24 protein-coding genes are annotated in these 24,036 nt (G+C 57.4%); 16 read left to right on the top strand and 8 right to left on the bottom strand.

Annotated elements, in window-relative coordinates; all coding sequences use genetic code 11:
• Positions 1-73 precede the first annotated feature (73 nt).
• Complete coding sequence (gene ygfZ / locus OKC28_RS10795) at positions 74-985, top strand: tRNA-modifying protein YgfZ (protein ID WP_270689179.1); 912 nt, start codon at positions 74-76, stop codon at positions 983-985.
• Between the two features lie 6 nt (positions 986-991).
• Here the strand turns inward: ygfZ and OKC28_RS10790 are convergent, their stop codons facing one another.
• Positions 992-1,873, bottom strand: a complete 882-nt coding sequence (locus OKC28_RS10790; protein WP_270689177.1) for a LysR family transcriptional regulator — start codon at positions 1,871-1,873, stop codon at positions 992-994.
• A 136-nt stretch (positions 1,874-2,009) separates the two neighbouring features.
• Between OKC28_RS10790 and OKC28_RS10785 the strand changes: the two genes are divergently transcribed.
• Positions 2,010-2,447, top strand: coding sequence for a PACE efflux transporter (locus OKC28_RS10785; protein ID WP_021139191.1), 438 nt, complete (start codon positions 2,010-2,012; stop codon positions 2,445-2,447).
• A 95-nt stretch (positions 2,448-2,542) separates the two neighbouring features.
• Here the strand turns inward: OKC28_RS10785 and OKC28_RS10780 are convergent, their stop codons facing one another.
• Complete coding sequence (locus OKC28_RS10780) at positions 2,543-2,884, bottom strand: hypothetical protein (RefSeq protein ID WP_256687347.1); 342 nt, start codon at positions 2,882-2,884, stop codon at positions 2,543-2,545.
• Positions 2,885-3,077: 193 nt separating this feature from the next.
• Between OKC28_RS10780 and cutA the strand changes: the two genes are divergently transcribed.
• From cutA to OKC28_RS10760, 4 genes are all read left to right on the top strand, one after another.
• Positions 3,078-3,395, top strand: a complete 318-nt coding sequence (cutA, locus tag OKC28_RS10775) for a divalent-cation tolerance protein CutA (protein WP_270689174.1) — start codon at positions 3,078-3,080, stop codon at positions 3,393-3,395.
• Complete coding sequence (locus tag OKC28_RS10770; protein WP_256687344.1) at positions 3,392-5,188, top strand: protein-disulfide reductase DsbD; 1,797 nt, start codon at positions 3,392-3,394, stop codon at positions 5,186-5,188. The genes cutA and OKC28_RS10770 overlap by 4 nt, the downstream gene beginning before the upstream one ends.
• The gene (locus OKC28_RS10765) at positions 5,178-5,669 is read left to right on the top strand and encodes a GNAT family N-acetyltransferase (RefSeq protein WP_256687342.1); all 492 of its coding nucleotides are present in this window, start codon (positions 5,178-5,180) and stop codon (positions 5,667-5,669) included. Before OKC28_RS10770 ends, OKC28_RS10765 begins: the two co-directional genes overlap by 11 nt.
• A 70-nt stretch (positions 5,670-5,739) precedes the next feature.
• Positions 5,740-6,153 (top strand): hypothetical protein, encoded by a 414-nt coding sequence (locus OKC28_RS10760; RefSeq protein WP_059112841.1) that lies wholly within the window; start codon positions 5,740-5,742, stop codon positions 6,151-6,153.
• A gap of 42 nt (positions 6,154-6,195) precedes the next feature.
• Here the strand turns inward: OKC28_RS10760 and OKC28_RS10755 are convergent, their stop codons facing one another.
• The 6 genes from OKC28_RS10755 to OKC28_RS10730 all read right to left on the bottom strand — a co-directional run bounded on the left by OKC28_RS10755 (position 6,196) and on the right by OKC28_RS10730 (position 12,850).
• A complete protein-coding gene (locus tag OKC28_RS10755; RefSeq protein WP_270689169.1) occupies positions 6,196-7,500 on the bottom strand; it encodes an NAD(P)/FAD-dependent oxidoreductase in 1,305 nt (434 codons plus the stop codon).
• 229 nt (positions 7,501-7,729) lie between these two features.
• Entirely contained in the window at positions 7,730-8,809 is a 1,080-nt protein-coding gene (gene fbaA / locus OKC28_RS10750) for a class II fructose-bisphosphate aldolase (RefSeq protein WP_005318811.1), read from the bottom strand.
• Positions 8,810-8,925: 116 nt separating this feature from the next.
• The gene (locus OKC28_RS10745; protein ID WP_021139186.1) at positions 8,926-10,089 is read right to left on the bottom strand and encodes a phosphoglycerate kinase; all 1,164 of its coding nucleotides are present in this window, start codon (positions 10,087-10,089) and stop codon (positions 8,926-8,928) included.
• Between the two features lie 61 nt (positions 10,090-10,150).
• Positions 10,151-11,161 (bottom strand): erythrose-4-phosphate dehydrogenase, encoded by a 1,011-nt coding sequence (gene epd / locus OKC28_RS10740; RefSeq protein ID WP_005318807.1) that lies wholly within the window; start codon positions 11,159-11,161, stop codon positions 10,151-10,153.
• Between the two features lie 49 nt (positions 11,162-11,210).
• Positions 11,211-12,140, bottom strand: a complete 930-nt coding sequence (locus tag OKC28_RS10735) for an ROK family protein (RefSeq protein WP_256687334.1) — start codon at positions 12,138-12,140, stop codon at positions 11,211-11,213.
• 362 nt (positions 12,141-12,502) lie between these two features.
• Positions 12,503-12,850 (bottom strand): hypothetical protein, encoded by a 348-nt coding sequence (locus tag OKC28_RS10730; protein WP_256687332.1) that lies wholly within the window; start codon positions 12,848-12,850, stop codon positions 12,503-12,505.
• A gap of 140 nt (positions 12,851-12,990) precedes the next feature.
• Between OKC28_RS10730 and OKC28_RS10725 the strand changes: the two genes are divergently transcribed.
• The 10 genes from OKC28_RS10725 to OKC28_RS10680 all read left to right on the top strand — a co-directional run bounded on the left by OKC28_RS10725 (position 12,991) and on the right by OKC28_RS10680 (position 23,646).
• Complete coding sequence (locus tag OKC28_RS10725) at positions 12,991-13,869, top strand: hypothetical protein (RefSeq protein ID WP_021139182.1); 879 nt, start codon at positions 12,991-12,993, stop codon at positions 13,867-13,869.
• Between the two features lie 223 nt (positions 13,870-14,092).
• Entirely contained in the window at positions 14,093-14,635 is a 543-nt protein-coding gene (locus OKC28_RS10720) for a YtfJ family protein (protein WP_005318797.1), read from the top strand.
• A 43-nt stretch (positions 14,636-14,678) separates the two neighbouring features.
• Positions 14,679-14,984: a hypothetical protein gene (locus OKC28_RS10715; RefSeq protein WP_256687330.1), complete on the top strand. Its 306-nt coding sequence runs from the start codon at positions 14,679-14,681 to the stop codon at positions 14,982-14,984.
• A gap of 20 nt (positions 14,985-15,004) precedes the next feature.
• The gene (locus OKC28_RS10710; RefSeq protein ID WP_270689163.1) at positions 15,005-15,607 is read left to right on the top strand and encodes a DUF2796 domain-containing protein; all 603 of its coding nucleotides are present in this window, start codon (positions 15,005-15,007) and stop codon (positions 15,605-15,607) included.
• A gap of 4 nt (positions 15,608-15,611) precedes the next feature.
• Entirely contained in the window at positions 15,612-16,301 is a 690-nt protein-coding gene (locus OKC28_RS10705; protein ID WP_270689161.1) for an ABC transporter ATP-binding protein, read from the top strand.
• Between the two features lie 76 nt (positions 16,302-16,377).
• Positions 16,378-17,625: an ABC transporter permease gene (locus OKC28_RS10700; protein ID WP_005318791.1), complete on the top strand. Its 1,248-nt coding sequence runs from the start codon at positions 16,378-16,380 to the stop codon at positions 17,623-17,625.
• A gap of 22 nt (positions 17,626-17,647) precedes the next feature.
• The gene (locus OKC28_RS10695) at positions 17,648-18,121 is read left to right on the top strand and encodes a DUF3299 domain-containing protein (RefSeq protein ID WP_011899071.1); all 474 of its coding nucleotides are present in this window, start codon (positions 17,648-17,650) and stop codon (positions 18,119-18,121) included.
• 207 nt (positions 18,122-18,328) lie between these two features.
• Positions 18,329-19,195 (top strand): TIGR03899 family protein, encoded by an 867-nt coding sequence (locus OKC28_RS10690; RefSeq protein ID WP_059112851.1) that lies wholly within the window; start codon positions 18,329-18,331, stop codon positions 19,193-19,195.
• A 266-nt stretch (positions 19,196-19,461) separates the two neighbouring features.
• Positions 19,462-21,105 carry a methyl-accepting chemotaxis protein gene (locus tag OKC28_RS10685; protein WP_256687325.1) on the top strand — a complete coding sequence of 548 codons (1,644 nt, stop codon included), beginning with the start codon at positions 19,462-19,464 and terminating at the stop codon, positions 21,103-21,105.
• Positions 21,106-21,729: 624 nt separating this feature from the next.
• On the top strand, positions 21,730-23,646 hold the full coding sequence (locus OKC28_RS10680; RefSeq protein ID WP_270689155.1) for a DUF262 domain-containing protein: 1,917 nt from the start codon (positions 21,730-21,732) through the stop codon (positions 23,644-23,646).
• Positions 23,647-24,036 lie beyond the last annotated feature (390 nt).

Here is a 24,036-nt window from a genome sequence, read left to right as displayed (position 1 = left end):
ATTTTCCGGCTGACAAACATTCCTTACGTCTTTACCATGCAGGTCACATACTTTCTGTCTCTGGAATACCATCGTGAGCCTGCAAACGCCTGTTTTTCCTGCCGAGCCAACCCTTTTCCCCCTGACCGATCTCGCCATCACCAGCCTGACCGGTGCAGATCGCGTCAAGTATCTGCAAGGCCAGGTCACCTGCGATGTCAATGCACTGCAACCGGGCCAAAGCACGCTGGGCGGCCACTGCGATGCCAAAGGCAAGCTGTGGAGCGACTTTCGTCTGCTCTGCCTGAACGATCGCCTGCTGATGCTGACCAAGCCCTCTGTGCTGGCGCGTCAGTTGCCCGAACTCAAGAAGTTTGCGGTGTTTGCCAAGGTCGAGATCGCCGAGAACCATGGTCAGGCAGTTGGCGTGGCTGGCCAGGGCACGGATGAGTGGATGGCGGCCCGATTTGCCGTGTCACAAACCGGCCTGATCGACGATGGCATGGCAGTGCAAATCGAAGCGGATCGCTGGCTGCTGGTGAGCGAGCAACCACTGACCATAGACTTGCCTGCCGGTAGCGAATCACTCTGGTGGGGCCTGGATATCAAGGCCGGCATCCCCCATCTGGAAGCCGTGCATCAGGGGGAGTACATACCCCAGATGTTGAACCTGCAGGCACTGGATGGCATCAGCTTCACCAAGGGCTGCTACATGGGACAGGAGACTGTCGCCCGCGCCAAGTATCGCGGGGCCAACAATCGCGCCCTGTTCGTGCTGGCCGGGACTGCCAGCGAGCCCGTCGCCTGTGGCGATGCCCTGGAGATCCAGCTCGGTGACAACTGGCGACGCAGCGGCATGGTGCTCAACGTCTGGCAACAGGCAGATCAGGTGTGGATCACGGCCGTGCTGCCCAAGGATACAGAGGCCGATGCCCATTTTCGTTTCAAGCAGGAGGAGGCCTCCAGCCTTGCTCTGCAAGCCCTGCCCTACTCGCTGACCGAGTAAGGTCGGCTAACGAGGCACTCGCGCCAGCAGTGCCTCCTTGAGCCAGCGCCCCGCCTGTCCGAGCGGGGGGGCGCGATACCATTGCAGCTCAAGTGCCAGCTCTGCCAGCGCAATAAAGTCCGGATTGAGCACCACTACCTCCCCTCGCGCCAGCGGCCGATGCAACAGAAAATCCGGCACTGATGCCCAACCCAACCCCAGCTTGACCAACTCCAAAATGCCGAGATCCCCCTCCACCCACCACACCTGCGCCGAGAGGCGGAAGCGGTGGCGCTCCGTGCCTTCCCGTCGCCCCGTCACCATCAGCTGACGGGCCCCTTGCAAGTCGCTCTCTCGCAGTGGCGTCTTGCGGGCCAGCGGATGATCGGGGGAGACCACCAACGGCATCTTGACGGAGCCCAGTGAACAGGAGGCGAGTTCCCGCTCAGGCCGCTCCTTCTGATAGCTGATGCCAAGCTGGGCCCGGCCGCTTTTGAGCAGTTCGGTCACATCCTCCATCAGCGGAAACAGCAACTCCAGCTCGACGCCGGGGTAGCGGGTGGCGAACTCCTCCAACAGGGAGCCAAGCCAGGGCAGATGGGAGTCATCATCAATGGCCAGGGTGAGCCTCGACTCTACGCCTGCGGCCAGCTCACCAGCGATCGCCTGCAAGCGCTCGCTTTGGGCCAGCAAGATACTGGCCTCCTGATGGATGCGGGTGCCCGCCTCCGTCAGCACGGGATAGCGGGCAGAGCGATCAAACAGCTCCAGCCCCAGATCTATCTCCAGGTTGGAGATGGCCGTACTGACCACAGACTGCGCCTTGCCCAGCTTGCGGGCAGCCGCCGAGAAGGAGCCCGTCTCTGCTGCCGCCAGCAGCGCCTTGAGTTGTTCCAGCGAGGGGTTCATCCGGTTGCTCCTGTCATGACCTGGTTGTGCGCCAACCTATCTATTTTAGCGATAGATACCAACGTGAACCTATCATAAATTCGCGATAAATTGGCCACCATAGATACTCAGACACAGATAGATAGAGAGACAGATCATGCGTAATACCCGTGACCGCCTGCGCCATGCCATTGGCTTCGAACTGATTGGCCTGCTGATCGCCGCCCCCCTGGCAAGCTGGATCACTGGCGTAGGACTCAACCATATGGGGCCGCTGGCGTTGTTCTTTTCGGTGCTCGCCACCGTCTGGAACTACGTCTACAACATCGGCGTGGACAAACTGCTGCTCAAGTATCAGGGTCACACCCACAAGACGCTCTGGCAGCGGGTATGGCATGCCATGGGCTTCGAGGGTGGATTGCTGTTTGTCGCCTTGCCAGTGATGGCCTGGTGGCTCGAAATCAGCATGATGGAGGCGCTGGTGCTGGATCTGGGCTTCGTGCTGTTCTACCTGGTCTATGCCTTCATCTACAACTGGAGCTATGACAAGGTCTTCCCGATACCGGGCCAGGTACAGCAGAACGCACTGGGCTAAACGGCAGGAAAATAAAGCGGGGAACACTAGGCACCATCATGCAACTGGCATGATGGTGCTGGAGGAAGACAAGCCCGCAAGGCCTGCCGCAGCGTTCAGGCTTGCGCCTTCAGCTCTTCGGTCGGGGCATCCACCTCGGCCGACTCCTGGGTCAGCATGGCCTCGAGGTCGCTCTGGTACTGGTTCAGCAGGCGCTGGGCCGCCACCATGTCACCCTTGTGCAGACGCTCGAACAGATGGTGTTGCACCACGCCGTTGAGATACTCCACCGTGACGGGTTGCTCCAGGGTAGCCAGCAGCTCCTCTTTTTCCAGCTCGGCATTGATTTCATCGGCACTGGTACGCAGCAGACCGGCCAGTTGCACCAACATACGGCGCTCACCTTCGCGCAACAGGCTCAACATGCGGTTTCTCTGCTGCTCATTCTGTTGGGTCATACATTTCCTTACGTCGAATGGGAACAAGCCCGCTCATTCTGCCTTGTCCCTTTGACAGCGTCTATCTCATGCCCCCCACTTATTTTCATGTCGAGCCGATAAAGCCCGTCAGATGCTATTTACCCCATCGCTAGGTATAGTAGCCGCTGGTTTAAAGGCGCCGTGCCGCCTCGAACGGACGAGAAATTTCACCATGACAGATGCCATTCTGGTGCTTTGCACCTGCCCGGATGAGGCGAGCGCCGACCTCATCAGCGAACAACTGCTGAACCAGCGGCTGGCGGCCTGCATCAATCAGCTGCCCGGCCTCACCTCCGTCTATCGCTGGCAGGGGCAGATCGAACGGGCACGGGAGATCCAGCTCATCATCAAGTCGCGGGCCTCGCTGTTCGAACTCTTGCGCCTATGCATCCTCAACCATCACCCCTATGAGGTGCCGGAGATCCTGGCACTCCCGACAAGCCAGGGCCATCAGACCTATCTCGACTGGTTAACACAGGAAACCTCATGACACTGTCTCGCCTGCTCTCCCCCCTGCTTGTGCTCTTCGCCCTGCTGCTGTCCACCCTGAGTGTGACGCCGGTTCAGGCCAGCAGTGACAGTCTGCTGAGCGCTCTTGGCATCGAGGCCAACGCCCAGCCCAAGTTTCTGAAAGTCGACGACGCCTTCGTGCTCGAGAGTGAACAGCAAGGCAACCAGCTGTTGCTGACCCTGCGCATCGCCGATGATTACTACCTCTACCGCCACAGCTTCCGCTTCAAGGGCGAGAACCTCGCCTTCAATGAGCCCGTCTTGCCCGCCGGGGCAGAGCATGAGGATGACTTCTTCGGCAAGACCCGGGTCTACTACCGGGAGGTGCAGATCCCCGTCACCCTGACCGAGGCGGGCCAGCAGGCCAGCCTCACCGTCAGCTATCAGGGCTGTACCGACGGCCTCTGCTACCCGCCCACCGACAAGCAGATTGCTGTGCAGCCTGTCGTCGCTAACGATACAGATCCGGCCGCCACCGATGACATGACCCGCGCCCCAGCCAGCAGTCAGCAGGATCAACTGGCCGCGGCCCTCGGCAGCCAGGGCTTCTGGCTCAGCATCGCCGCCTTCTTCACGCTGGGACTGGGGCTCGCCTTCACCCCCTGCGTCTTCCCCATGTACCCCATTTTGACCGGCATCATAGCTGGAGCGGGTCATAGGCTCTCCACCCGCCGCGCCTTCCTGCTCTCCTTCGTCTATGTGCAGGGGATGGCGGTGACCTACACCCTGCTCGGGCTGGTGGTGGCGTCGGCGGGCTTGAAATTCCAGGCGGCGCTGCAGCACCCCTATGTGCTGATCGGGCTCTCCGTCATGTTCGTGCTGCTGGCGCTCTCCATGTTCGGGCTCTACACCCTGCAACTGCCGAGCAGCCTGCAAACCCGCTTGAGCGGCCTCTCCAACCGCCAGCAGGGAGGCTCTGTACTCGGGGTCGGCATCATGGGGATGATCTCAGGCCTGGTTTGTTCCCCCTGCACCACGGCACCGCTCTCCGGCGCCCTGATTTACGTGGCTCAAAGCGGCGATCTCTGGCTCGGCGGTGCGGCCCTCTATGCCCTGTCGCTCGGGATGGGACTGCCGTTGCTGCTGCTCGGCACCTCAGGGGGCAAGTTGCTGCCCAGAGCGGGCGCCTGGATGGACGTGATCAAGCAACTCTTTGGTTTTGCGCTGCTGGCGGTGCCCATACTGTTGCTGTCACGGCTGTGGAGCGATCAGATGGCTACCCTTGCCTGGCTCGGCTGGGGGCTGCTGCTGTGCGGCTACCTCTATCACCACAACCAGCATCGCGCCCACTCGATCGGCAAGAGTCTCGGCGGCTTCGTGTTGTTGCTGGCGATGATGAGCCTGGTGGTAATAAGCAAGGATCTGCTGCTGCCCGTGCCCGGCGTCAAAGCCAGCGCCGAGACACAGGCGCCCCAATTTATCCGCATCAAGACTCTGGATGACCTCAAGACGCAACTCGCCGCCGCCCGCGGCAAACCTGTGCTGCTGGACCTCTACGCCGACTGGTGCGTGGCCTGCAAGGAGTTCGAGCACAAGACCTTCAGCGATCCCGATGTGCGAGCGCGCTTCGATGACATGGTACTGCTGCAAGCGGACGTCACCGCCAACGACGATGCCGATGTGGAGCTGCTCAACGGCCTGAACGTGCTGGGGCTGCCGACCCTGATCTTCTTCGACAGTGCCGGCCAGGAAGTGAGTGGCCAGCGGGTGACCGGCTTTATGGGGCCGGAAGCATTTGCCGGACACCTCGATAGGGTGCGCGATGCAAACTGAGTTGCGTCGGCTGCTGGCAACCGATGGTCCAGCCTTGCAGCGTCTGTTCGAACTTGCCCCTGCCTATCAGGCGGCCGTGAGTCATGAGCCCCTCTCCGCGCGAGCTGCGGAGGAAGCGCTAGTGGCATGTCCGCCCAACCTGTCGCTCTCTGACAAACATCTCATCGGTCGCTGGGAAGATGGGGAACTCACCGCAGTGGCCGATCTGCTGCGCGGCTATCCCGATCCTGCCACCGCTTATCTGGGTCTGTTGCTGGTGGGCGAACCCTGGCAAGGTAACGGCCGGGGTCAGGCGTTTTATCTCCACGCCTGCATGATGGCGCGCACCTGGGGGGCAACCCGGCTGCGCCTGTCGGTGATTGCCAGCAATGAGGCCGCCTTATCCTTTTGGCTGCGCAGAGGGTTCACCGAGTGCTATCGCCGCGAGCTAGCTGTCTATCGGGCCGAGGCCATAGTGCTGGAACGCACTCTGGAACCGTGAGCCGAGGTTTGCCACCGCACGTTGGCGTGGCACAATCTGCCCTCCCGTTTTGCACTTGTCCGGAGTTTTGATGAAAAAGTGGTTCATCCCCCTGCTGGCCCTCTGGCTATATGGTTGTTACGCAGGACCCGGTGAAGAGGCAATCCAGCATCAGGTCACCGCCAAACTCCAGTCTGACACAGACGACAATCTGTTCGAGATCAGTGACTTCGCCATTCTCGGTAAAGAAGAGCGGATGGAGGGCGTCTATCTGATCAAGGTGAGCTACCAGCTCCATTTCAAGCTGGGGCTGGATCAGTTGCAGGTACTGCACGACGAGGACCTGGTCTATGACAGGGTTGGTCCCTTCCAGCAAGAGATGGGACTGATGGAGCTGGAGCGCAAATATGGCGAATTCGAGGCCGGTCAGGTGCTGCAGCAAGAAACCGACGTCTGGATGATGAAAACCGAACAGGGCTGGCGTCTGGCCGAACCTGCTCAATAACGCCTCCCCACCCGCCCCCTTCGGGCTGCTTGCGCTCGCCCTTTACAACAGATCCTTCATCCGGTGCCACAGCATGCCGAGCGCCAGCAGGGGGGAGCGCAACGCCGGGCCACCGGGGAAGGTCATATGGGGCACGCTACTGAACAGATCGAAGCCCCGGCTCTCGCCGCGGATCGCTTCTGCCACCAGCTTGGCCGCCATGTGCGTGGCGTTGAGGCCATGACCGGAATAGGCCTGGGCATAGAAGACGTTGGGATGAGCCTGCAAGCGGCCGATCTGCGGCAAGCGATTGGCCCCTATCCCTATCATGCCGCCCCACTGAAACTCGATGGCCGTCCCCGCCAACTCGGGAAAGACTCTCAGCAGCTTGGGCAACATGAAAGCCTTGATGTCTCGCGGGTCCCTTCCCGAGTAGTTGCAGGCACCACCAAACAACAGGCGACCATCGGCGGAGAGGCGATAGTAGTCGAGCGCCACGTTCTGATCGCACACCGCCATATTCTGCGGCAACAAGCGCTGGCGCAGCCGCTTCTCCAGCACCTCAGTGGCGAGAATGTAAGAGCCCGCCGGTAGCACCCTGCCCCCCAGTTCGGGATTGAGATCATTGAGGTAGGCGTTGCAACCTATCACCAGATAATCGGCACTCACCCGGCCACGGGCCGTGGTGATCTGCACCCGCTTGCCATAGTCGATATGGGCCACTCGGGAGTGCTCGAACAGAGCAACACCCAGGCTGGCGGCGGCGCGCGCTTCACCCAGTGCCAGATTGAGGGGATGCAGGTGACCCGAGCCCATGTCGATCATGCCGCCGATATAGCGATCCGACCCCACCACTGAGTGGATCTCCTCCCGTGGCACCAACTTGATCTCGTGCTGATAACCCAGGCTGGCCAGATGTGCCGCCTCTTCCTCAAATCCGGCAAGATGGCGCTGACGGGTAGCGAGGTCGCAGTAACCCCAGGTGAGATCGCAGTCGATGTTGAAGTGCTCGATGCGCTCTCGCACCAGCTGTACCGCCTCCAACCCCATCAGATCCAGCTCCCGTACTCCCTGCTCGCCGATACAGCGGGCGAACTGCCCGGTATCGTGGCCTATGCCACGAATGAGTTGGCCGCCGTTGCGACCGGACGCCCCCCAGCCGATGCGGTTTGCCTCCAGCAGGGCCACCTTGTAGCCCGCCTGTGCCAGGTTGATGGCGGTATTGAGGCCGGTAAAGCCGCCACCAATGATGCAGACATCGACATTCAGCTCACCGCCAAGTTCTGGCCACTGCTGATTGTCGTTGCGGGTGGCCGCATAATAGGAGGCCACATGTTCCTGATATCCGTTGAACTTTCCTGCCTGCATACTCAGCATCCCGCCTTGGTGACCATGTGTTTACTAAAATAAACGACCTATCATCGATAATACCCAGCCCCCCGCTACCAATCCAGTCCATGAGGATCACAGAAATGCAAAAGGCATCCCGGGGGATACCTTTTGCTTCGGTCACGCCGTGGGGCTGATGACCGCAACCCACAAATACAAAAGGCGCCCCGAAGGGCGCCTTTGCATGCAATCAAGATACGGTAACGAATTACAGTACGTTGATGGCGTTCAGGTCGGAGAAGGCTTTCTCCAGACGGGCGATCATGGAAGTCTGACCGGCACGCAGCCATACGCGCGGATCGTAGAACTTCTTGTTCGGCTTGTCAGCGCCTTCCGGGTTGCCCAGCTGACCTTGCAGGTAAGCTTCGTTGGTCTTGTAGAAGTGCAGCAGACCTTCCCAAGTTGCCCACTGGGTGTCGGTGTCGATGTTCATCTTCACTACACCGTAGGAGATGGACTCGCGGATCTCTTCCAGAGTGGAACCTGAACCACCGTGGAATACGAAGTCCAGAGACTTGGCAGGCAGACCAAACTTCTCGGAAACGAATTTCTGGGAAGCGTCCAGGATGGACGGGGTCAGCTTGACGTTACCCGGCTTGTATACGCCGTGCACGTTGCCGAAGGAGGCAGCGATGGTGAAACGCGGGCTGATCTTGGACAGACGCTCATAGGCGTAAGCCACGTCTTCCGGCTGGGTGTACAGAGCGGATTGATCCATGTGGCTGTTGTCCACACCGTCTTCTTCGCCACCGGTGCAACCCAGTTCCAGCTCCAGAGTCATGTTCATCTTGGCCATGCGGGTCAGGTACTCGCAGCAGATGTCGATGTTCTCTTCCAGAGACTCTTCGGACAGATCCAGCATGTGGGAGGAGAACAGCGGCTTGCCGGTTTCAGCAAAGTGCTTCTCGCCCGCTTCCAGCAGACCGTCGATCCACGGCAGCAGCTTCTTGGCAGCGTGGTCGGTGTGCAGGATGACAGGTACACCGTAGGCTTCGGCAACGGCGTGAACATGCTTGGCACCAGAGATGGCACCGATGATGGCGGCTTGCTGGCCTTCCAGCTTCAGACCCTTGCCGGCGGTGAACACGGCACCACCGTTGGAGAACTGAACGATAACCGGCGCTTTGACCTTGGCAGCAGCTTCCAGTACGGCGTTGACGGAGTCGGTACCAACGCAGTTTACAGCTGGCAGAGCGAAGCCGTTCTCTTTGGCGATGGCGAACACTTTCTGAACGTCATCACCAGTGATCACGCCGGGTTTTACGAAGTCGAAAATTTTCTTAGACATGTTTAATCGTCCTGTTCTCGTATGCCGTTAATAAAAAATGGGGGGTTCATCATGAACCGGCACAGCGGCCACATGATAAACGAAACGGGAGGCTTTTGCCCCCCGTCCCGGGTCAATTAGGCTTTGGCGCGCTGTTCCAGCATCGCAACAGCCGGCAGTACCTTGCCTTCTACAAACTCCAGGAAGGCGCCGCCGCCAGTGGAGATGTAGGAGACTTTGTCGGCGATGCCGAACTTGTCGATGGCAGCCAGGGTGTCACCACCGCCAGCGATGGAGAAGGCCGGAGAAGCAGCGATGGCTTCGGCGATCACCTTGGTGCCTGCGGAGAACTGGTCGAACTCGAACACGCCGACCGGGCCGTTCCACAGAATAGTCTTGGCGTTCATGATGATGTCGGCCAGGGCCTTGGCAGAGTCAGGGCCGATGTCGAAGATCATGTCGCCGTCGGTCACGTCAGAGACGGACTTGATGGTGGCCGGAGTGCTTTCTGAGAACTCGGTACCCACGACCACGTCTGTGGTGACCGGAATGTTGGTCTCGGCAGCCAGTTTCTTGGCGGTGTCGAGCAGGTCGTGTTCACACAGGGACTTGCCGACGTTGTGACCGGCAGCAGCGATGAAGGTGTTGGCGATGCCACCACCGACCACCAGCTGATCAGCGATCTTGGAGAGGGATTCCAGCACGGTCAGCTTGGTGGAGACCTTGGAACCGCCAACGATGGCAACCATGGGGCGCTCGGGCTTGAGCATGGCTTTGCCCAGGGCTTCCAGTTCACCGGCCAGCAGCGGGCCTGCACAGGCGATCGGGGCAAATTGAGCCACACCGTAGGTAGAACCTTCGGCGCGGTGAGCAGTACCGAACGCATCCATTACAAAGACGTCACACAGGGCGGCGTATTTTTTGGCCAGCTCTTCGGTGTTCTTCTTCTCGCCTTTGTTGAAACGGCAGTTTTCCAGCACGACCAGCTCACCGGCAGCGACTTCTACGCCATCCAGGTAATCCTTGGCCAGGCGGACCGGGCAGGACAGAGCGTCTTTCAGATAGTTGACAACCGGAGCCAGGGAGAACTCTTCGTTGTATTCACCCTCGGTCGGGCGACCCAGGTGGGAGGTGATCATCAGCTTGGCGCCCTTTTCCAGAGCCAGCTTGATGGTCGGCAGCGTCGCCACGATACGTGCGTCGGAAGTGACCTTGCCGTCTTTTACCGGTACGTTCAGGTCAGCACGGATCAGAACGCGTTTACCCGCCAGATCCAGGTCGGTCATCTTGATAACAGACATATTCAGTCCTCTATATTTTCAGGTAATGTTAAAAACAGTAACCTTGCGCCCGTTCAGGCTCTCAGCCTGCGGCCATCATGGCCCGGGTGGTATCCAGCATACGGTTGGCGAAGCCCCATTCGTTATCGCACCACATCAACATCTTGACGAGGTTGGCATCGCTTACCCGTGTCTGGGTACCATCGATGATGCAGGAGTGTGCATCATGATTGAAGTCTACGGAGACCAATGGCTCCTCCGTGTAATCCAGAATACCGCTTAATGTACCTCTGGATGCCCGTTGCAGGGCTTGATTTACGTCAGTAACCGTCACTTTTTTACGAACAGTAATACTGAGATCCATTGCCGTTACGTTGATGGTCGGCACCCGTACCGCGATCGCCTCGAACTTGCCGGCGAAGTGGGGGAGGATTCGCTCCAACCCCTTTGCCAGCTTGGTATCCACCGGAATGATGGACTGGCTGGCAGCACGGGTTCGACGCAAGTCGCTGTGGTAGGCATCGATGACTTGCTGATCATGCATGGCCGAATGAATTGTCGTAATAGTACCACAATTTATCTCGAATTCTCGATGCAATGTTTCGATGACGGGCACCACGCAATTGGTGGTGCAGGAAGCGTTGGAGACGATCCGCTCTCTTCCCGTCAGCACCTGATGGTTCACTCCGTAGACGATGGTGGCATCCACATCCGCATCCGCCGGATGGGAGAAGAGCACCTTGCCCGCCCCCGCGCCCAGATGCAGTTCGGCGTCGGCCCGCGAGCCGAATACACCGGTGCAATCGAGCACCACGTCCACCCCCAGCGCCCGCCAGGGCAGATTGGCGGGATCCTGCTCGGCAAACAGGGAAATGAGATCCTCCCCCACCAGCATGCTGTGACCCGCCAGTTGTACCGGATAGCGGAAACGACCGTGGCTGGTGTCAAAACGAGTGAGGTGCACCATGGCTTCAGGCGCCGCCAGCTCGTTGATGGCAACTATCTTGATGTTCTTGTCGCGCCCGCTTTCATAAAGAGCACGTAGCACGTTGCGGCCGATCCGCCCGTACCCATTGATGGCAATCTTGATCATGAAAAAAGTGTGTCCTTACCTGCGACAAAGGGACGAACGGATGGATGATTCACGACAGCAGGGCGTCATGGAATACGCCACGGGCCAGCAGTGCGGCCCCGAACACACCGGCGCTGTCTCCCAGGGCTGGAGCAATAATGGGGGTAGCGAAGCGGGGATTAAAGAGGAATGGCAAAATTGTCTGGCGCCCTGCGCTGTAGAGGCTCTGCACATTGCCGACGCCACCACCGATGACGATGACATCCGGATCGAGAATATTGACCACGTTGGCCAGCGCCTGACCGAACAGCAAGTGCAAACGATCGATAGTGAGTTTGGCCACATGATCATAAGCCGTCGCCGCCGCAATCTGGGCCAGCGACAGATGACGCTTGGTCTTGGCCTGATACCAGGCCTCCAGCGCCGGGCCGCTGATGAGGGTCTCGACGCAGCCACGCTTGCCACAGTAGCACTCGGGCCCATCGGGGGAGAGCACATTGTGGCCCCACTCACCGGCGATGCCGTGGTGGCCATTCAAGATACTGCCATTGATGACGATACCGGAGCCAACACCGGTGCCCATTATGATGCCGAACACCACCTTCGCATCGGGATGGTGCTGGCGCACCGCACCGAGATGGGTTTCCGCCAGGGCGAAGCAGTTGGCGTCGTTGGCGATGAGCACGGGAACACCGAGCCTGCGTTCCAGATCTTCCTTGAACGGCTTGCCGTTGAGCTCGGTGGTATTGCAGTTCTTCATCACCCCTGTCTGGGGATCACGTGCGCCGGGCGTGCCCATGCCTATGATGGTTGGGCGCTGACCCAGTTTGACCGCGCACTCCGCTACCAGTTTCGCGATCTGGCCGATCATATGCTGATAACCGCCCTGACGCTCAGTGGGGATGCGATGACGCAGCAGCACCTCGTCGCCATCCAGCACCACACACTCGCACTTGGTACCACCGAGATCGATACCCCAATCCAACGATTTCTTGCTCATCCTGTCTCCTGCCATGGCCAAGGATACTGCCGTGAGGACGCCGCTTGTCCGGCCTCCTCAGGGTCGCTCATCTTGCTTTTTCTGCGCCCAACGATGGCACAGTGTAACCCGAGCCAGAGCCATGATGCAGCCCCAAACAAGGGCGTCTCCAGTCACCCCAAAGAGGTCAGGCGCCAAAGCGCCAATAGCGCCTTTGCTTCATTTATAGGTTGAACAAGAGGTGGAAATGGTTGAGGTGATATCCCTTGGCCGAGAGATAGCAACACGAGCATTGAAGAGGTATGACGGCACCGCCATCGATGCCTTGATGCCGTTCAGATAAAGCAGAATATCTGCCCAGTCTTGACTGAACGGCACTGGCCTCAGGGCGCCTTCTTCATTGGATGCGACGGAGGCTGACCCGGCGTCACACCGGCTGGATCGCCCTGGATGTAAATCTCCCGTCCATCCTGCTGATAGGGCCGGTAATGGTTGCTGCCACAGCGATAACCACCGCCCGGTTGACTCATCAACTCACAATTGACCGGCAATACTTCCAGCCACTTGATGGCCTGCTGGAAACGCAGCCACTCCTGCCATTCATGCTCCCGCGCCAGCTTGTCTCGCAGCGCGAATGTGTCCTCAATGGACATGCCCTTGTTGACGATCACTTGGCCCGCCGCCGCAGGCAAGGCGGCCAACAGCAGCAAGAGTATGGGAATTCGCTTCATGGCAGTTTCCTGTATGACTTATTTCGAGAATTAAATTTAAAGCCTTATCAGACTGTTACCCAGATCACAAAAACTAAACCAATCCAAATCCGGTCGGCTCACCTAGTTGTTTAGTATCACCCCGAGCAGGATGCACCATCATGAAACTGGCACAAGGTCTGTTGTTGAGTCTAGTGGTCGCATCGACGGTCGGGGCAAGCGAGGTCAACCTGAGCTGGCAGTGGCAATCTGCCGACGGGCAACAGAAGCGACTGCAACTGAATACCAACGAACGCATCATGTCGGTCAGCCGCCACGAAATGACCCTGCTCGATGCCGCCCTCAACTATCCGCTGGAGACACTCTACTCCTACATAAGCCCCCGCCTTTACAACAGCATTAATCTCATCAATCAGAACAGTCCCGAGACCGCCACCAAGTTTCGCAATCTGGAGCAGGCCTTCACCCTGCGCGACGACAGCATGGAGTCGACCCTGTTCTGGCAGGCTTACCAGCAATATCAGGACGACGCCTTCTACCAGATGCGGGTCGTGCCCTGCGTTCACCCATCCAACCGCAAGCTGCCCTGCGTGCGCCCCAATTACTCCCAGTTGTTCTACCAGTTCAAGGGGGATCTCAAACCCCTGGCAAAACAATTTTCCGCCAAGGATCTGGCTACCAGCGTCGGCCTGTTGCAGGAGTGGCTGAGCGGGATACCCACGCCACCGGAACAGATGGATCACTTCGCCCCGCCCCTGCAGGCATTGCAGAACAACAAGGCAGACAGCGATGAGAAGGCACTGCTGATGGCAAGCCTGCTGGCAGAGCTGGCACCGCAATACATGCTCAGCATCATCTACCCGAATATCAGCATCGGCAGCGTCTCGCCAGCCTGGCTGGCCATCACGGCCGACAGTGGATTGAAAGGGGATACGGTGGTGATCGGCAATCAGCGCCACGTCTTGCTGACAGGTTCGCCCCTGCTGGCCGAGCAGATGACCATGGCCAAGATCCCGCTGGTCAGCGAACCCTTGTACTAGGTTCAACACTCATCAAACCAGTTGATAACCAATTGATTTTTATCGACTGCGTGCCATCCTTACCGCCTTTGTCAGCCGAGCTCAGCGCTGACGGGCGGCACCTTCGATGTTCTTGCGAGTTTATTTAACACTTTTTAAACAGATCCGATCAGTTTAGGATGAGTTCTGCCCCATTCCCTCAAGTGAAAAATCGTTATAACATAACAAAAGGAGTGTCATCAGGATGAAACATCTCGTACTTACTCTGGCGCTGCTGCCGACCCTGGCCATGGCTCACAACATCAAGGAGTCTGCCCAGGTGCCGCTGGTCAATATCAGCGACAAGGGTGAACTGGTGCTGAAAGAGAAAGAGGTCAGCTACCAACCCTGGCAAAGCAAGGTACTGACTGGCAAAGTTTTTCTGATCCAGCACATAGCGGGTCGCTCCAGTGCCAAGGAACTGAATGCCCCCATGATCGAGGCGATCAAAGCGGCCAAGCTACCCCACGACAAGTACCAGACCGTCACCATCATCAACAGCAATGACGCCATCTGGGGTACTTCCGGCTTTGTGAAGAGCAGTGCCGAAGACAGCAAGAAAGAGTTCCCCTGGTCCGCCATGGTACTGGATGCCAAAGGCATGGCTCGCAACGCCTGGGATCTCGCGCCGGAAAGTTCGGCCATCATACTGCTGGATAAAGAGGGCAAGGTGCTGTTCGCCAAAGACGGCCAGCTCGATGCCACCAATATTGCTACCGTGATGGGGCTCATCCAGTCCCATCTCTGAATCAGAGAGAAGGGGCGCTGACGGCGCCCTTTCATAAGGGTCTATGGGTCGTTCCAAGCTGAAAATCGGGTTGTTGCTGCTGGGCTGGTTGTGGATACAACCGGCGCTGGCACAACACCCGCTGGAAGCGGACCTGCCGGACCACAATCACAGCTGCCTTCTCTGCGCCCTCCATCTGGATGGCAAGCTTGCTCTGACGCCGACACTGCCAGTCCCACTGCCACTCTTTGTCGCAGGTCATCTCGCCCCCATCGCTTTCCCTACCCCGCAGTACAGAACCACAGGTCATTGCCGCATCCGCGCGCCTCCACCCCTCATCACTTTTCCCTCTGAACATTCCTCTTATTAATTGTTTCGCAAGGATTAACGATGAAAGCAGTCACCTTATTACTGGCAGCCGCCGCCTTTGGCGTGCAAGCAAACCACGACGAACATGAAAGCCACGGCCACGGTGCCCACGAGCACGGTCACGCTCACCTCAATCTGGTGCTCGATGGCAACCAGCTGATGATAGAGTTGCAGGCACCCGGCGCCGATCTGGTCGGGTTCGAGCACGCAGCCAAGAGCGATGCGGACAAGGCGCAATACGCCAAGGCCATGGCTCAGCTCAAGCAGCCGGATGCTCTGTTCCGTTTAGACCCGGCAGCTGGCTGCACCTTGACTCACCAGGAGTTGCGGGCGGCCAAAGAAGATCACGACCATGACCATGACCATGACCATGACCATGACCATGACCATGACAAGGCTGCCAGCGACAAACATGAAGACCACCATGGTCATGACGAAGCAGGTCACGCCGATATGGGCGCCATGTACACCTACACCTGCGCCACGCCGGCCAAACTCACCAGCCTTGAGGCGACCCTGTTCAGCGTCTATCCAAGCCTTGAGAAGCTGAGCGTGCAGGGGATCCTGCCCGGCGGTCAAACCGCAGCCGAGCTGACCCCGTCCGCCAACAAGCTGAGCTGGTAACGCCATGAAAAAAGCCGTGGTTGAGATCCGCGATCTGGCCTTTGCCTGGCCAGGTGGCGATGCTGTACTCGATCTGCCCGCCCTCACCATCAGCGAAGGTGAACGGGTCTTTATCAAGGGCCCATCGGGCTCCGGCAAATCGACCCTGCTCGGGTTGCTGGCCGGGATCCAGAGCGCCAACCACGGCACCCTGGAGGTGCTGGGCCAACCATTGGCCCAGCTATCCGGCCGTGCCCGTGACCACTTCCGGGCGGCCAATCTGGGTTATATCTTCCAGCAATTCAATCTGCTGCCGTTTTTATCCGTGCTGGACAACGTCACCGCCGCCCTCACCTTTTCGCCCACCAAACGGGCTCGTCTGCAGGGGAGCCCCGAACAGGAGGCGCGCCGCCTGCTGGGAGAGCTGCAACTGCCGGCCGAGGCACTGCATCGTCCCGTTCACGCCCTCAGTATCGGCCAGCAGCAGCGGGTAGCCGCCGCACGGGCGCTGATCGGTTCGCCGCCGCTGGTGATCGCCGATGAACCCACCTCGGCCCTGGATACCGACAACCGGGCCGCCTTTATCAAGCTCTTGTTCGAAGAGTGTGACAAGCAGGGGTCGACCCTCATCTTCGTCAGTCACGATCCCTACCTCGAACCTCTCTTCCCGAGGGTTGAAAACCTGCAACAGCTCAACCGGAGGGCCATATGCTGACCATTCATCACCACGGCACCCGTCCGGCCAGGTCCGCATGCGCGGATGCATCGCAACAACAAAACCGGAGGCTATCGTGCTGAAACTTGCCCTGCAAAGTCTCTGGGCCCGTCGTCTCACCGCCGGGCTGACCCTGCTGGCCGTGGCCATCAGCGTCACCCTGCTGCTCGGGGTGGAGCGGGTTCGCACCCAGGCCCGCGAGAGCTTTTCCAATACGGTATCGGGCACAGACCTTATCGTCGGCGCCCGCTCCGGCCAGGTCAACCTGCTGCTCTACTCGGTATTTCGCATCGGCAATCCCACCAACAACGTAGGCTGGGATGCCTATCAAGCCATCAAGCAGAAACCCGGCGTGGCCTGGACCATTCCCCTCTCCCTCGGTGATTCCCACAAGGGATTTCGGGTACTTGGTACCAATGGCGACTACTTCACTCATCTGAAGTACGGCCAGCAGCAGTCGCTGCAACTGCGGGAGGGGCGGCCGTTCGACACGCCATTCGAGGCGGTGCTCGGCGCCCAGGTGGCAGAGAAGCTGGGCTACCGGCTGGATCAATCCATCATCATCGCCCACGGCGCCGGCAATACCTCCTTCAGCCAGCATGACAACCTGCCGTTCAAAGTGGTGGGAATACTGGCACCGACCGGCACCCCCATCGATCGCACCATTCATGTGCCGCTGGCCGGTATCGAGGCAATCCACCTCGGCTGGGATACGGGTCGTCACAGCAAGAACGTGACCGCCGAGCAGGCACTGGCGCAGGATCTGACACCTAAGACCATTACCGCCTTCATGGTGGGGCTGAGCAATCGCATCCTGGCGTTCCAGCTCCAGCGCAGCGTCAACACCTACAGAGGCGAGCCACTGATGGCGATCCTGCCGGGGGCGGCCCTGCAGGAGTTGTGGAGCCTGATGAGCGTGGCAGAAACCGCGCTCTCGGTGATCGCCGGATTTGTGGTGGTGGCGGGCCTCATCGGCATGCTGACCACACTGCTGGCGGGGCTCAACGAGCGGCGGCGCGAGCTGGCCATATTGAGATCCCTCGGCGCGGGTCCGGCCCACCTCTTCCTGCTGCTGGCGCTGGAGGCGATGGCCCTCACCACAGCGGGCATAGCCGTCGGGGTAGCCGCGCTCTATCTGGGGCAAGGGCTTGCCACTCCCTGGTTGCTCAGCCACTATGGCCTGCAATTGAGCCTGGGGCTGCCCAGCGCCTATGAATGGCAACTGCTGGGGCTGGTGTGGCTGGCTGGTATGGTGATAGGCCTGCTGCCGGCGGCCCGTGCCTACCGTTACAGCCTGAGCGATGGCATGAGCATCCGGGTCTAGTGAGCGACAAACAGAAGGACAGATGATGAAGTGGAAAATAATGGCGCTGCTGGCCAGCCTGCTGGTACTGCCGGCGGTGGCCGCTGATTACAAGACCATCGACTGGGATGTGCTGATCCCGGAAGGGGAAAGGCTGCTGCCGCCGCCCCAGGTCAACCATGAAGATCCCATGTCGGTTCCTCAACCCGTGGGGGGCGTCAATCAGAAGCTGGATCAGCAGGACGTGCGCATTCCGGGGTTCGTGGTACCGCTGGAGGGAGATGCCAAGAAGATCACCGCCTTCCTGCTGGTGCCCTACTTCGGCGCCTGTATCCATGTGCCGCCACCCCCGACCAATCAGGTGATCTATGTGAGCTATCCCAAGGGCGCCCCCGTGGATGATCTCTGGGACGCCATCTGGGTGAAGGGCAAGATGCGCACCATCAGTTCAAGCCATGAAATGGCGACTGCCTCCTACTCCATGGAAGGGGTCGAGGTCAGCGTCTACGAAGAGTGATCCTGGCCATGAAAGGTGTTCGGGCACTGGCCACCATGACGCACGCCCCGGCCCTGCAATAACGCCAGCCACGAGATGGCCTCCATTCGGAGGCCATTTTTTGTCCCGTAACGGGCAAAAATCCAGACATAGTCCCTGCCTGAGGGATTGCCCGCCATGCCGGTTGGAGTAACATTCAAGGCCAAACCTTGCGATCACGGAGCCAGCATGGCTGACCTGCCCCCGCCCAAGAAAGAGAGTGCCATCCTGAGCAGCCAGGAGCAGACCCTGCGCCTGGCCCGCAGCCGCGGCATCGATGGCATGCTCACTCGCAACAGCGACAGCACCTTCGAGCAACGCGCCACCTTTCGCCATCTGGCGGATCAGGCCGCTCGCCAGCGCAACCTGGAAGCCATCATGGTGATGGCCTCCCGTCACTGTGAGGAGACGGCTGCCGGCGGCGAGATGGACAGCGACTGGCTGACCCGCTTCCTGCAACTGGCGGAAGACATCAGCATGGTGCCCATGCAGCAGCTGTGGGGCCGCATCTTCGCCATCGAGGTCGCCACTCCCGGCCGCTTCTCCATCCGCGCCCTGACCACCCTCAAAGAGATGACCCAGCGCGAAGCCATGCTGTTTCAGCGGGTCTGCGCCCTCTCCTGCCACTATGCGGGCAGCGATGAACAGCGTCTGCTGCTGGGGCTGCACAAGGGTGCCAGCCTGCTCACCCGCGCCAAGGTGACCCGTCTTGGCCTTGGCAAATACCGGCTCCCCTACAACGCCATGTTGCAACTGTTCGAACTGGGCTTGCTGCACAGAGGGGAGCTGGAATCCGGTCCGCTGCCCGCCGATGGGGTCGAGCTGGCCTTCGGCAACCAGCACTGGCGCCTGCAACGCAAGCAGGCCAACATCACCCTGCTTTACTACCGCCTGACGCCTGTGGGCAATGAACTCGCCCATCTGCTGCAAGAGTCACCGCTGGAGGAGTATCTGCAGGACTTGAAAACCGTGCTGGTGCAGGGGCTGCAGATAGAGACCATGACGCTGCCCCCGCCGCCCGAACAAGATCCCCTCTCGCCGGCACCGACTGTCTGAATCCAGGGGAGCCCGTGGCGGGCTCCCCTGTCATGACACGCCTGTCCCCCCATCTTGCGAAATTCTCCCTGTTGCTCCCAAATCGGTTCTCGAAATGCGAATCGATCTGCTTGATCACCCCCCCATGATCCGGACTCCCGGCAAAGTCTGACCATTTTGGTCGGATAAAGCCTCTATTTACAAAATTATCACCAAAGGTGTCGCCTTGGTGCGCCACTTGCACTGGCAATACGTCTTTCCTAACAACCCCATTCTGGAGCAGCTCCATGAGAGTCAACCAACCCGTTACTCAGCGCGAACGCCTCTATCCGGACCACCAGAACCTGATATCCACCACGGATCTGGAAAGTCGCATTACCTATGCCAACGATGAATTCTGTGACATCGCAGGATTCACACCTGACGAGTTACGAGGCCAACATCACAATCTGGTGCGCCATCCGGATATGCCCAAACAGGCCTTTGCAGATATGTGGCACCACATCAAGGAGGGAAAGAGCTGGATGGGGCCGGTCAAGAACCGCTGCAAGAATGGCGACCACTACTGGGTCAGCGCCTTTGTCACCCCGATCAAAGACACAAATGGACGGATAGCCGAATTTCAATCGGTACGTACTGCGCCGAGCGAAGCGCTCAAACAGCGTGCCGAGGGCGTCTATGCCGACCTGCGTAATGACAAGGTTCCACTGGCTCTCAGACTGCCCACCTTCTCCCATACCCTGACCATCAACCTCTGCCTGTTGCTAAGTCTGGCGACCATGCTCGGCCTGGGTTACAGCCAGGGCATTAACTGGCAACTGACGCTGGCAGCCCTCCCGCTGGCACTCGCGGCTGTGGTTATCCATGCCCTCTCCCGCCGTCTGGGCAAGCTTAACAAGATGGCTCGCAGCCGCTTCGACAACCCGCTGATGCAGCTGCTCTATACCAACAAGGTCGACAACATCGCCGCCATCGAGCTCGCCATGCTGATGAATCAGGCCGAGTTCAATGCCGTACTGGCCCGCCCCCAGCAAACCTGCACTCAGATACTGCAGGCCGCAGAGGGGGATCTGCGCAACGCCGAATCCATCACCGACAACCTGCAACAGCAGCAGGCCGAGACCAATCAGGTGGCCACCGCCATCACAGAGATGTCGGAGTCCATCCGCGAGGTATCGCAAAGCTCCAGCGACGCCTCCAGCCTGCTGGACGAGACGACCGACCTGTTCAGGAACGGCAACAGCAGCGTTGCCGAGACAGTGGCGGCCGTGGCAGGCATGAACAGCGAGCTGACTACCTCAAAGACGGTGATCAGCGAACTGGTGGGCCATTGCCGCGATATCGACGGCATCCTCGATGTGATCAACAACATCGCCAATCAGACCAACCTGCTGGCGCTCAATGCGGCAATTGAAGCGGCCCGCGCCGGTGAAGCGGGTCGGGGATTCTCGGTGGTGGCCGACGAAATCCGCTCGCTCGCCATCAAGACCCAAGCCTCCACCAGCGAAATCCAGAAGATGATCACCGAGCTGCAAACCAGTGCCGGGGATGCAGAGCAGGCAATGGAGAAAGGGTGCCAGCTCTCCGAGAGCTGCCAGCAGAAGGCGTCGGCGACCGGCACCATACTGCAGCAGATCAACAGCATGTTGCAGCAGGTTGCCTCAGGCAGCGGTCAGATTGCCCAGGCGGTACAGGAACAATCTCATGTGACTGCCGAGATCAATCGCAACGTGCTCAGCATCAAGACCCTGGCCGATGACTCCAGCACAGGCAGCCAGCACGCCGTGCACGGCATCACCCAGCTGGTGAGTCAGTTGAGCGACCTCGATCGGCTGGTTCGTCAGTTCCAGAAGCCGGCACCGACAACCCAAAACCACCATGCACATGCAGCAGCGGTCCCAAACGCCATGCCGGTACGCCAAGCCAGATAGCACTCCGCTGGCAATTGCCGCAAAACCCTATGGGCCCGCAGGCCCATATGGTTTTTTAATGCCCGCCAACGAGCTGGTGACACTCCGGGTTTCCCCTTCCAATTTCCCCTGCTTTGGTGGGCCGTCACGGTTGGGCGGTCATATCGCAGTCCGTTATTTATTAATTTATTGATCTTGCTCAGAAAACTGCCCGCTTCCACTTTCCTGCCCAGCCCCGTTCGGTAACATAGCCGCTTGGCAACCTCTCGTAGGGGTCAGGCATGAGCCAAACCATTGCCATATTGCAGGTAACAAGCAGCAAACTGGAGGCTGGAATTCAGGGGCGGTAGCGTGTTTTTGGCAGGTTAACGCAAAGCCAAGCGAAGCCCAACAGACGAGCGTCATCACGTCAACCAGAGCGTGATACACATGGATGGGGTCGTTCGGTAAGAAAATTTGCAGATACGTTGCGCAGGAAACGTTTGGCTTCACTTCGTTCAGCACCGACCTACGATTTTTAGCCCAACATACGATATGTTGGGAAGAAGCAAAAATTCTGTTGGCTTTTTCGCTTCGCTCAAGATGATAGCCAACTAAATTTTGCTCATTAACAGGGTGTTATGCATCCTAAATGGAAGTTTTAGTATGAAATTGAATAGCCTTAGCGATATTTTCGAACGGCGGTTATTGCGTATTCCTGATTATCAGCGCGGATATGCATGGAAGGAGCACCAAGTTGAAGACTTTTGGGAAGATATTCTTCAGCTAGAACCTGATCGGATTCACTATACTGGTGTAATCACTCTTGAACCAGTGAAGTCCAGTTTATATCAGCGCTGGGAAAAAGACCTATGGCTAATCGAAGGTATAGGGTTTCGCCCATTTTATGTAGTGGATGGTCAGCAGCGTTTAACCACGTCAATGATCCTTTTGCAAGCGATCCTTGAATCAGTCGATAACGGTGCAGAACTGAACTATCAATCTATTGCTTCTATTCGTAAGCAGTTCATATTTTTTGAAGCGGACAATAAATTGCAGCAGAGTTTCATTTTTGGGTATGTGAAAGATAATCCCAGCGATGAATACATGAAAACCAAGATCTTTGGTGAGTATTCCAGCTCAAATCAGTTTGTGGAAACACTCTATACACGCAATCTCAGCTTTGCTAAAAGCTACTTTATGGAGCGGTTAGCTGTAATGCCAATTGATGAGATAGCCATAATCTATAAGAAACTAACGCAGAAAATTAAATTTAATCTATACGAAATTGATGAAGAGATTGATGTTTTTGTTACTTTCGAAACAATGAATAATCGGGGTAAACCACTGACCAGTTTGGAGTTGCTTAAGAATAGATTAATCTATCTTTCTACATTATTTAAAGACAATGATGGTCGGGAGCAACTAAGGGCTAATATTAATGATGCATGGAAAACTATGTATGAGTACCTAGGTAAAAACCCCTATATCCCCCTCAGTGACGACCTCTTTTTACGTAACCATTGGACAATGTTTTTCAAATATACTCGCAAGAAAGGGGATGATTACATCAATTTTCTACTGGATGAGAAGTTTAATGCACGAAATATTACTCACTCCAAAAAAGTAGAAGATGAACTTAAGATTGAAGAGATCTCTGACTATGTGAAAAGTCTTCAGCAGTCTGTTGTCTACTGGTTCTTTATGCATGTTCCATATTATACGCAAGGCAACCAGCTTAACGATTCTCAGAAACTGTGGCTGGATCGCTTGGAGCGTTTGAGCTTTCGGTCTTTTAAGCCTCTGATCTTGTCGGCATTTGTATCCGAGCAAGCTCCCGAAATGATTAGTAAGCTGCTGGCCGCGGCTGAACGCTATAATTTCACATTGTTCAATCTAAGCCAGCGCCGTGCTAATACCGGTGACACAGAGTTCTTTAGTATGTCGCGGGATTTATTAACTGGGGTTAGATCGATTAAAGAGGTAGTTGAGTCCATAAATGCTTGGATTGATCGCTACTATGATTCTGAGAAATTTCTAGCTCACATTGAAGAGAAGTACGAGTTGGACAGGAACGGATTTTACCACTGGGATGGTATTCGCTACTTTCTATATGAACATGAGTACTGGCTCAAGGAGAAAGGTAAACAGGCAGCCAGTAAACTCACTTGGGATGTACTGAAAACCAGTAAAAAAGATCATGTGACTTTGGAGCATATCTTTCCACAAACTCCTGACGATCCCTATTGGTGTGAGCGTTTCGGTCACCTGAATGAGCAGGAACGGCGCTATTTAACCCACTCATTAGGCAATTTGTTACCTCTTTCTCGCTCCAAAAACTCGGCATTGCAAAATGATAGTTTTCCTCAAAAGGTCAATAATGGCACAGGTGTTGGTTATTACAACGGCTCCGTTTCCGAGAATGAGGTTGCTCAAAATACAGACTGGACACCGAATAAAATCTTAGAGCGAGGATTAGAGCTACTTAGATTTATGGAACACCGATGGAATATACCCCTTGGTGATTCCGAGTTTAAAATCAGATTATTACACGCAGATAAATTTGAGCTTAAATCAAATTAAGGGAACCCACCATTCTGAGCGCCGTATAGTAGTCCACAGAACCAAAATGGTGACTGTCCCATTTTTATTTAGCAAAGACCAACGGATGAGCATGATCACCTCAACCAGAGCGGAATAAACATGGATTGGGTCGATCGGTAAAAAATTTTCAGATACGTTTCGCGGTAAACGTTAGGCTTCACTTCGTTCAGCACCAATCTACGATTTTTAGCCCAACATACGAGATGAGAATAATAGCCATGATGGAGTATTAAAATGACAGCGTTTGTTGGTGCGGAATTAAAAATAGTCAGAGCAAAAAGCCATATTCGAGAACTAGGGAAGGTGCGAACAAGTCCCTGATATGAGATCATGTTTGTCATCTGGAGCCATGGAACAGGGTTCATCATG

Source organism: Aeromonas sp. D3 (assembly GCF_027705025.1).
In the GTDB taxonomy this organism is placed as follows: Bacteria; Pseudomonadota; Gammaproteobacteria; order Enterobacterales; family Aeromonadaceae; genus Aeromonas; species Aeromonas salmonicida.
The sequence above is the reverse complement of the archived record's forward strand: the minus strand, read 5'-3'. Positions and strand labels throughout refer to the sequence as shown.

Excerpts from the sequence above, each read along its gene's own strand:
- OKC28_RS10745 (WP_021139186.1), bottom strand. The coding sequence starts at position 10,089 with ATGTCTGTTATCAAGATGACCGACCTGGATCTGGCGGGTAAACGCGTT.
- OKC28_RS10720 (WP_005318797.1), top strand. The coding sequence starts at position 14,093 with ATGAAACATCTCGTACTTACTCTGGCGCTGCTGCCGACCCTGGCCATG.
- OKC28_RS10690 (WP_059112851.1), top strand. The coding sequence starts at position 18,329 with ATGGCTGACCTGCCCCCGCCCAAGAAAGAGAGTGCCATCCTGAGCAGC.
- OKC28_RS10710 (WP_270689163.1), top strand. The coding sequence starts at position 15,005 with ATGAAAGCAGTCACCTTATTACTGGCAGCCGCCGCCTTTGGCGTGCAA.
- OKC28_RS10685 (WP_256687325.1), top strand. The coding sequence starts at position 19,462 with ATGAGAGTCAACCAACCCGTTACTCAGCGCGAACGCCTCTATCCGGAC.
- epd (WP_005318807.1), bottom strand. The coding sequence starts at position 11,161 with ATGATCAAGATTGCCATCAATGGGTACGGGCGGATCGGCCGCAACGTG.
- cutA (WP_270689174.1), top strand. The coding sequence starts at position 3,078 with ATGACAGATGCCATTCTGGTGCTTTGCACCTGCCCGGATGAGGCGAGC.
- OKC28_RS10725 (WP_021139182.1), top strand. The coding sequence starts at position 12,991 with ATGAAACTGGCACAAGGTCTGTTGTTGAGTCTAGTGGTCGCATCGACG.
- OKC28_RS10730 (WP_256687332.1), bottom strand. The coding sequence starts at position 12,850 with ATGAAGCGAATTCCCATACTCTTGCTGCTGTTGGCCGCCTTGCCTGCG.
- OKC28_RS10735 (WP_256687334.1), bottom strand. The coding sequence starts at position 12,140 with ATGAGCAAGAAATCGTTGGATTGGGGTATCGATCTCGGTGGTACCAAG.
- OKC28_RS10705 (WP_270689161.1), top strand. The coding sequence starts at position 15,612 with ATGAAAAAAGCCGTGGTTGAGATCCGCGATCTGGCCTTTGCCTGGCCA.
- OKC28_RS10715 (WP_256687330.1), top strand. The coding sequence starts at position 14,679 with ATGGGTCGTTCCAAGCTGAAAATCGGGTTGTTGCTGCTGGGCTGGTTG.
- OKC28_RS10765 (WP_256687342.1), top strand. The coding sequence starts at position 5,178 with ATGCAAACTGAGTTGCGTCGGCTGCTGGCAACCGATGGTCCAGCCTTG.
- OKC28_RS10790 (WP_270689177.1), bottom strand. The coding sequence starts at position 1,873 with ATGAACCCCTCGCTGGAACAACTCAAGGCGCTGCTGGCGGCAGCAGAG.
- OKC28_RS10780 (WP_256687347.1), bottom strand. The coding sequence starts at position 2,884 with ATGACCCAACAGAATGAGCAGCAGAGAAACCGCATGTTGAGCCTGTTG.
- OKC28_RS10755 (WP_270689169.1), bottom strand. The coding sequence starts at position 7,500 with ATGCAGGCAGGAAAGTTCAACGGATATCAGGAACATGTGGCCTCCTAT.
- OKC28_RS10695 (WP_011899071.1), top strand. The coding sequence starts at position 17,648 with ATGATGAAGTGGAAAATAATGGCGCTGCTGGCCAGCCTGCTGGTACTG.
- OKC28_RS10785 (WP_021139191.1), top strand. The coding sequence starts at position 2,010 with ATGCGTAATACCCGTGACCGCCTGCGCCATGCCATTGGCTTCGAACTG.
- OKC28_RS10760 (WP_059112841.1), top strand. The coding sequence starts at position 5,740 with ATGAAAAAGTGGTTCATCCCCCTGCTGGCCCTCTGGCTATATGGTTGT.
- fbaA (WP_005318811.1), bottom strand. The coding sequence starts at position 8,809 with ATGTCTAAGAAAATTTTCGACTTCGTAAAACCCGGCGTGATCACTGGT.
- OKC28_RS10680 (WP_270689155.1), top strand. The coding sequence starts at position 21,730 with ATGAAATTGAATAGCCTTAGCGATATTTTCGAACGGCGGTTATTGCGT.
- OKC28_RS10770 (WP_256687344.1), top strand. The coding sequence starts at position 3,392 with ATGACACTGTCTCGCCTGCTCTCCCCCCTGCTTGTGCTCTTCGCCCTG.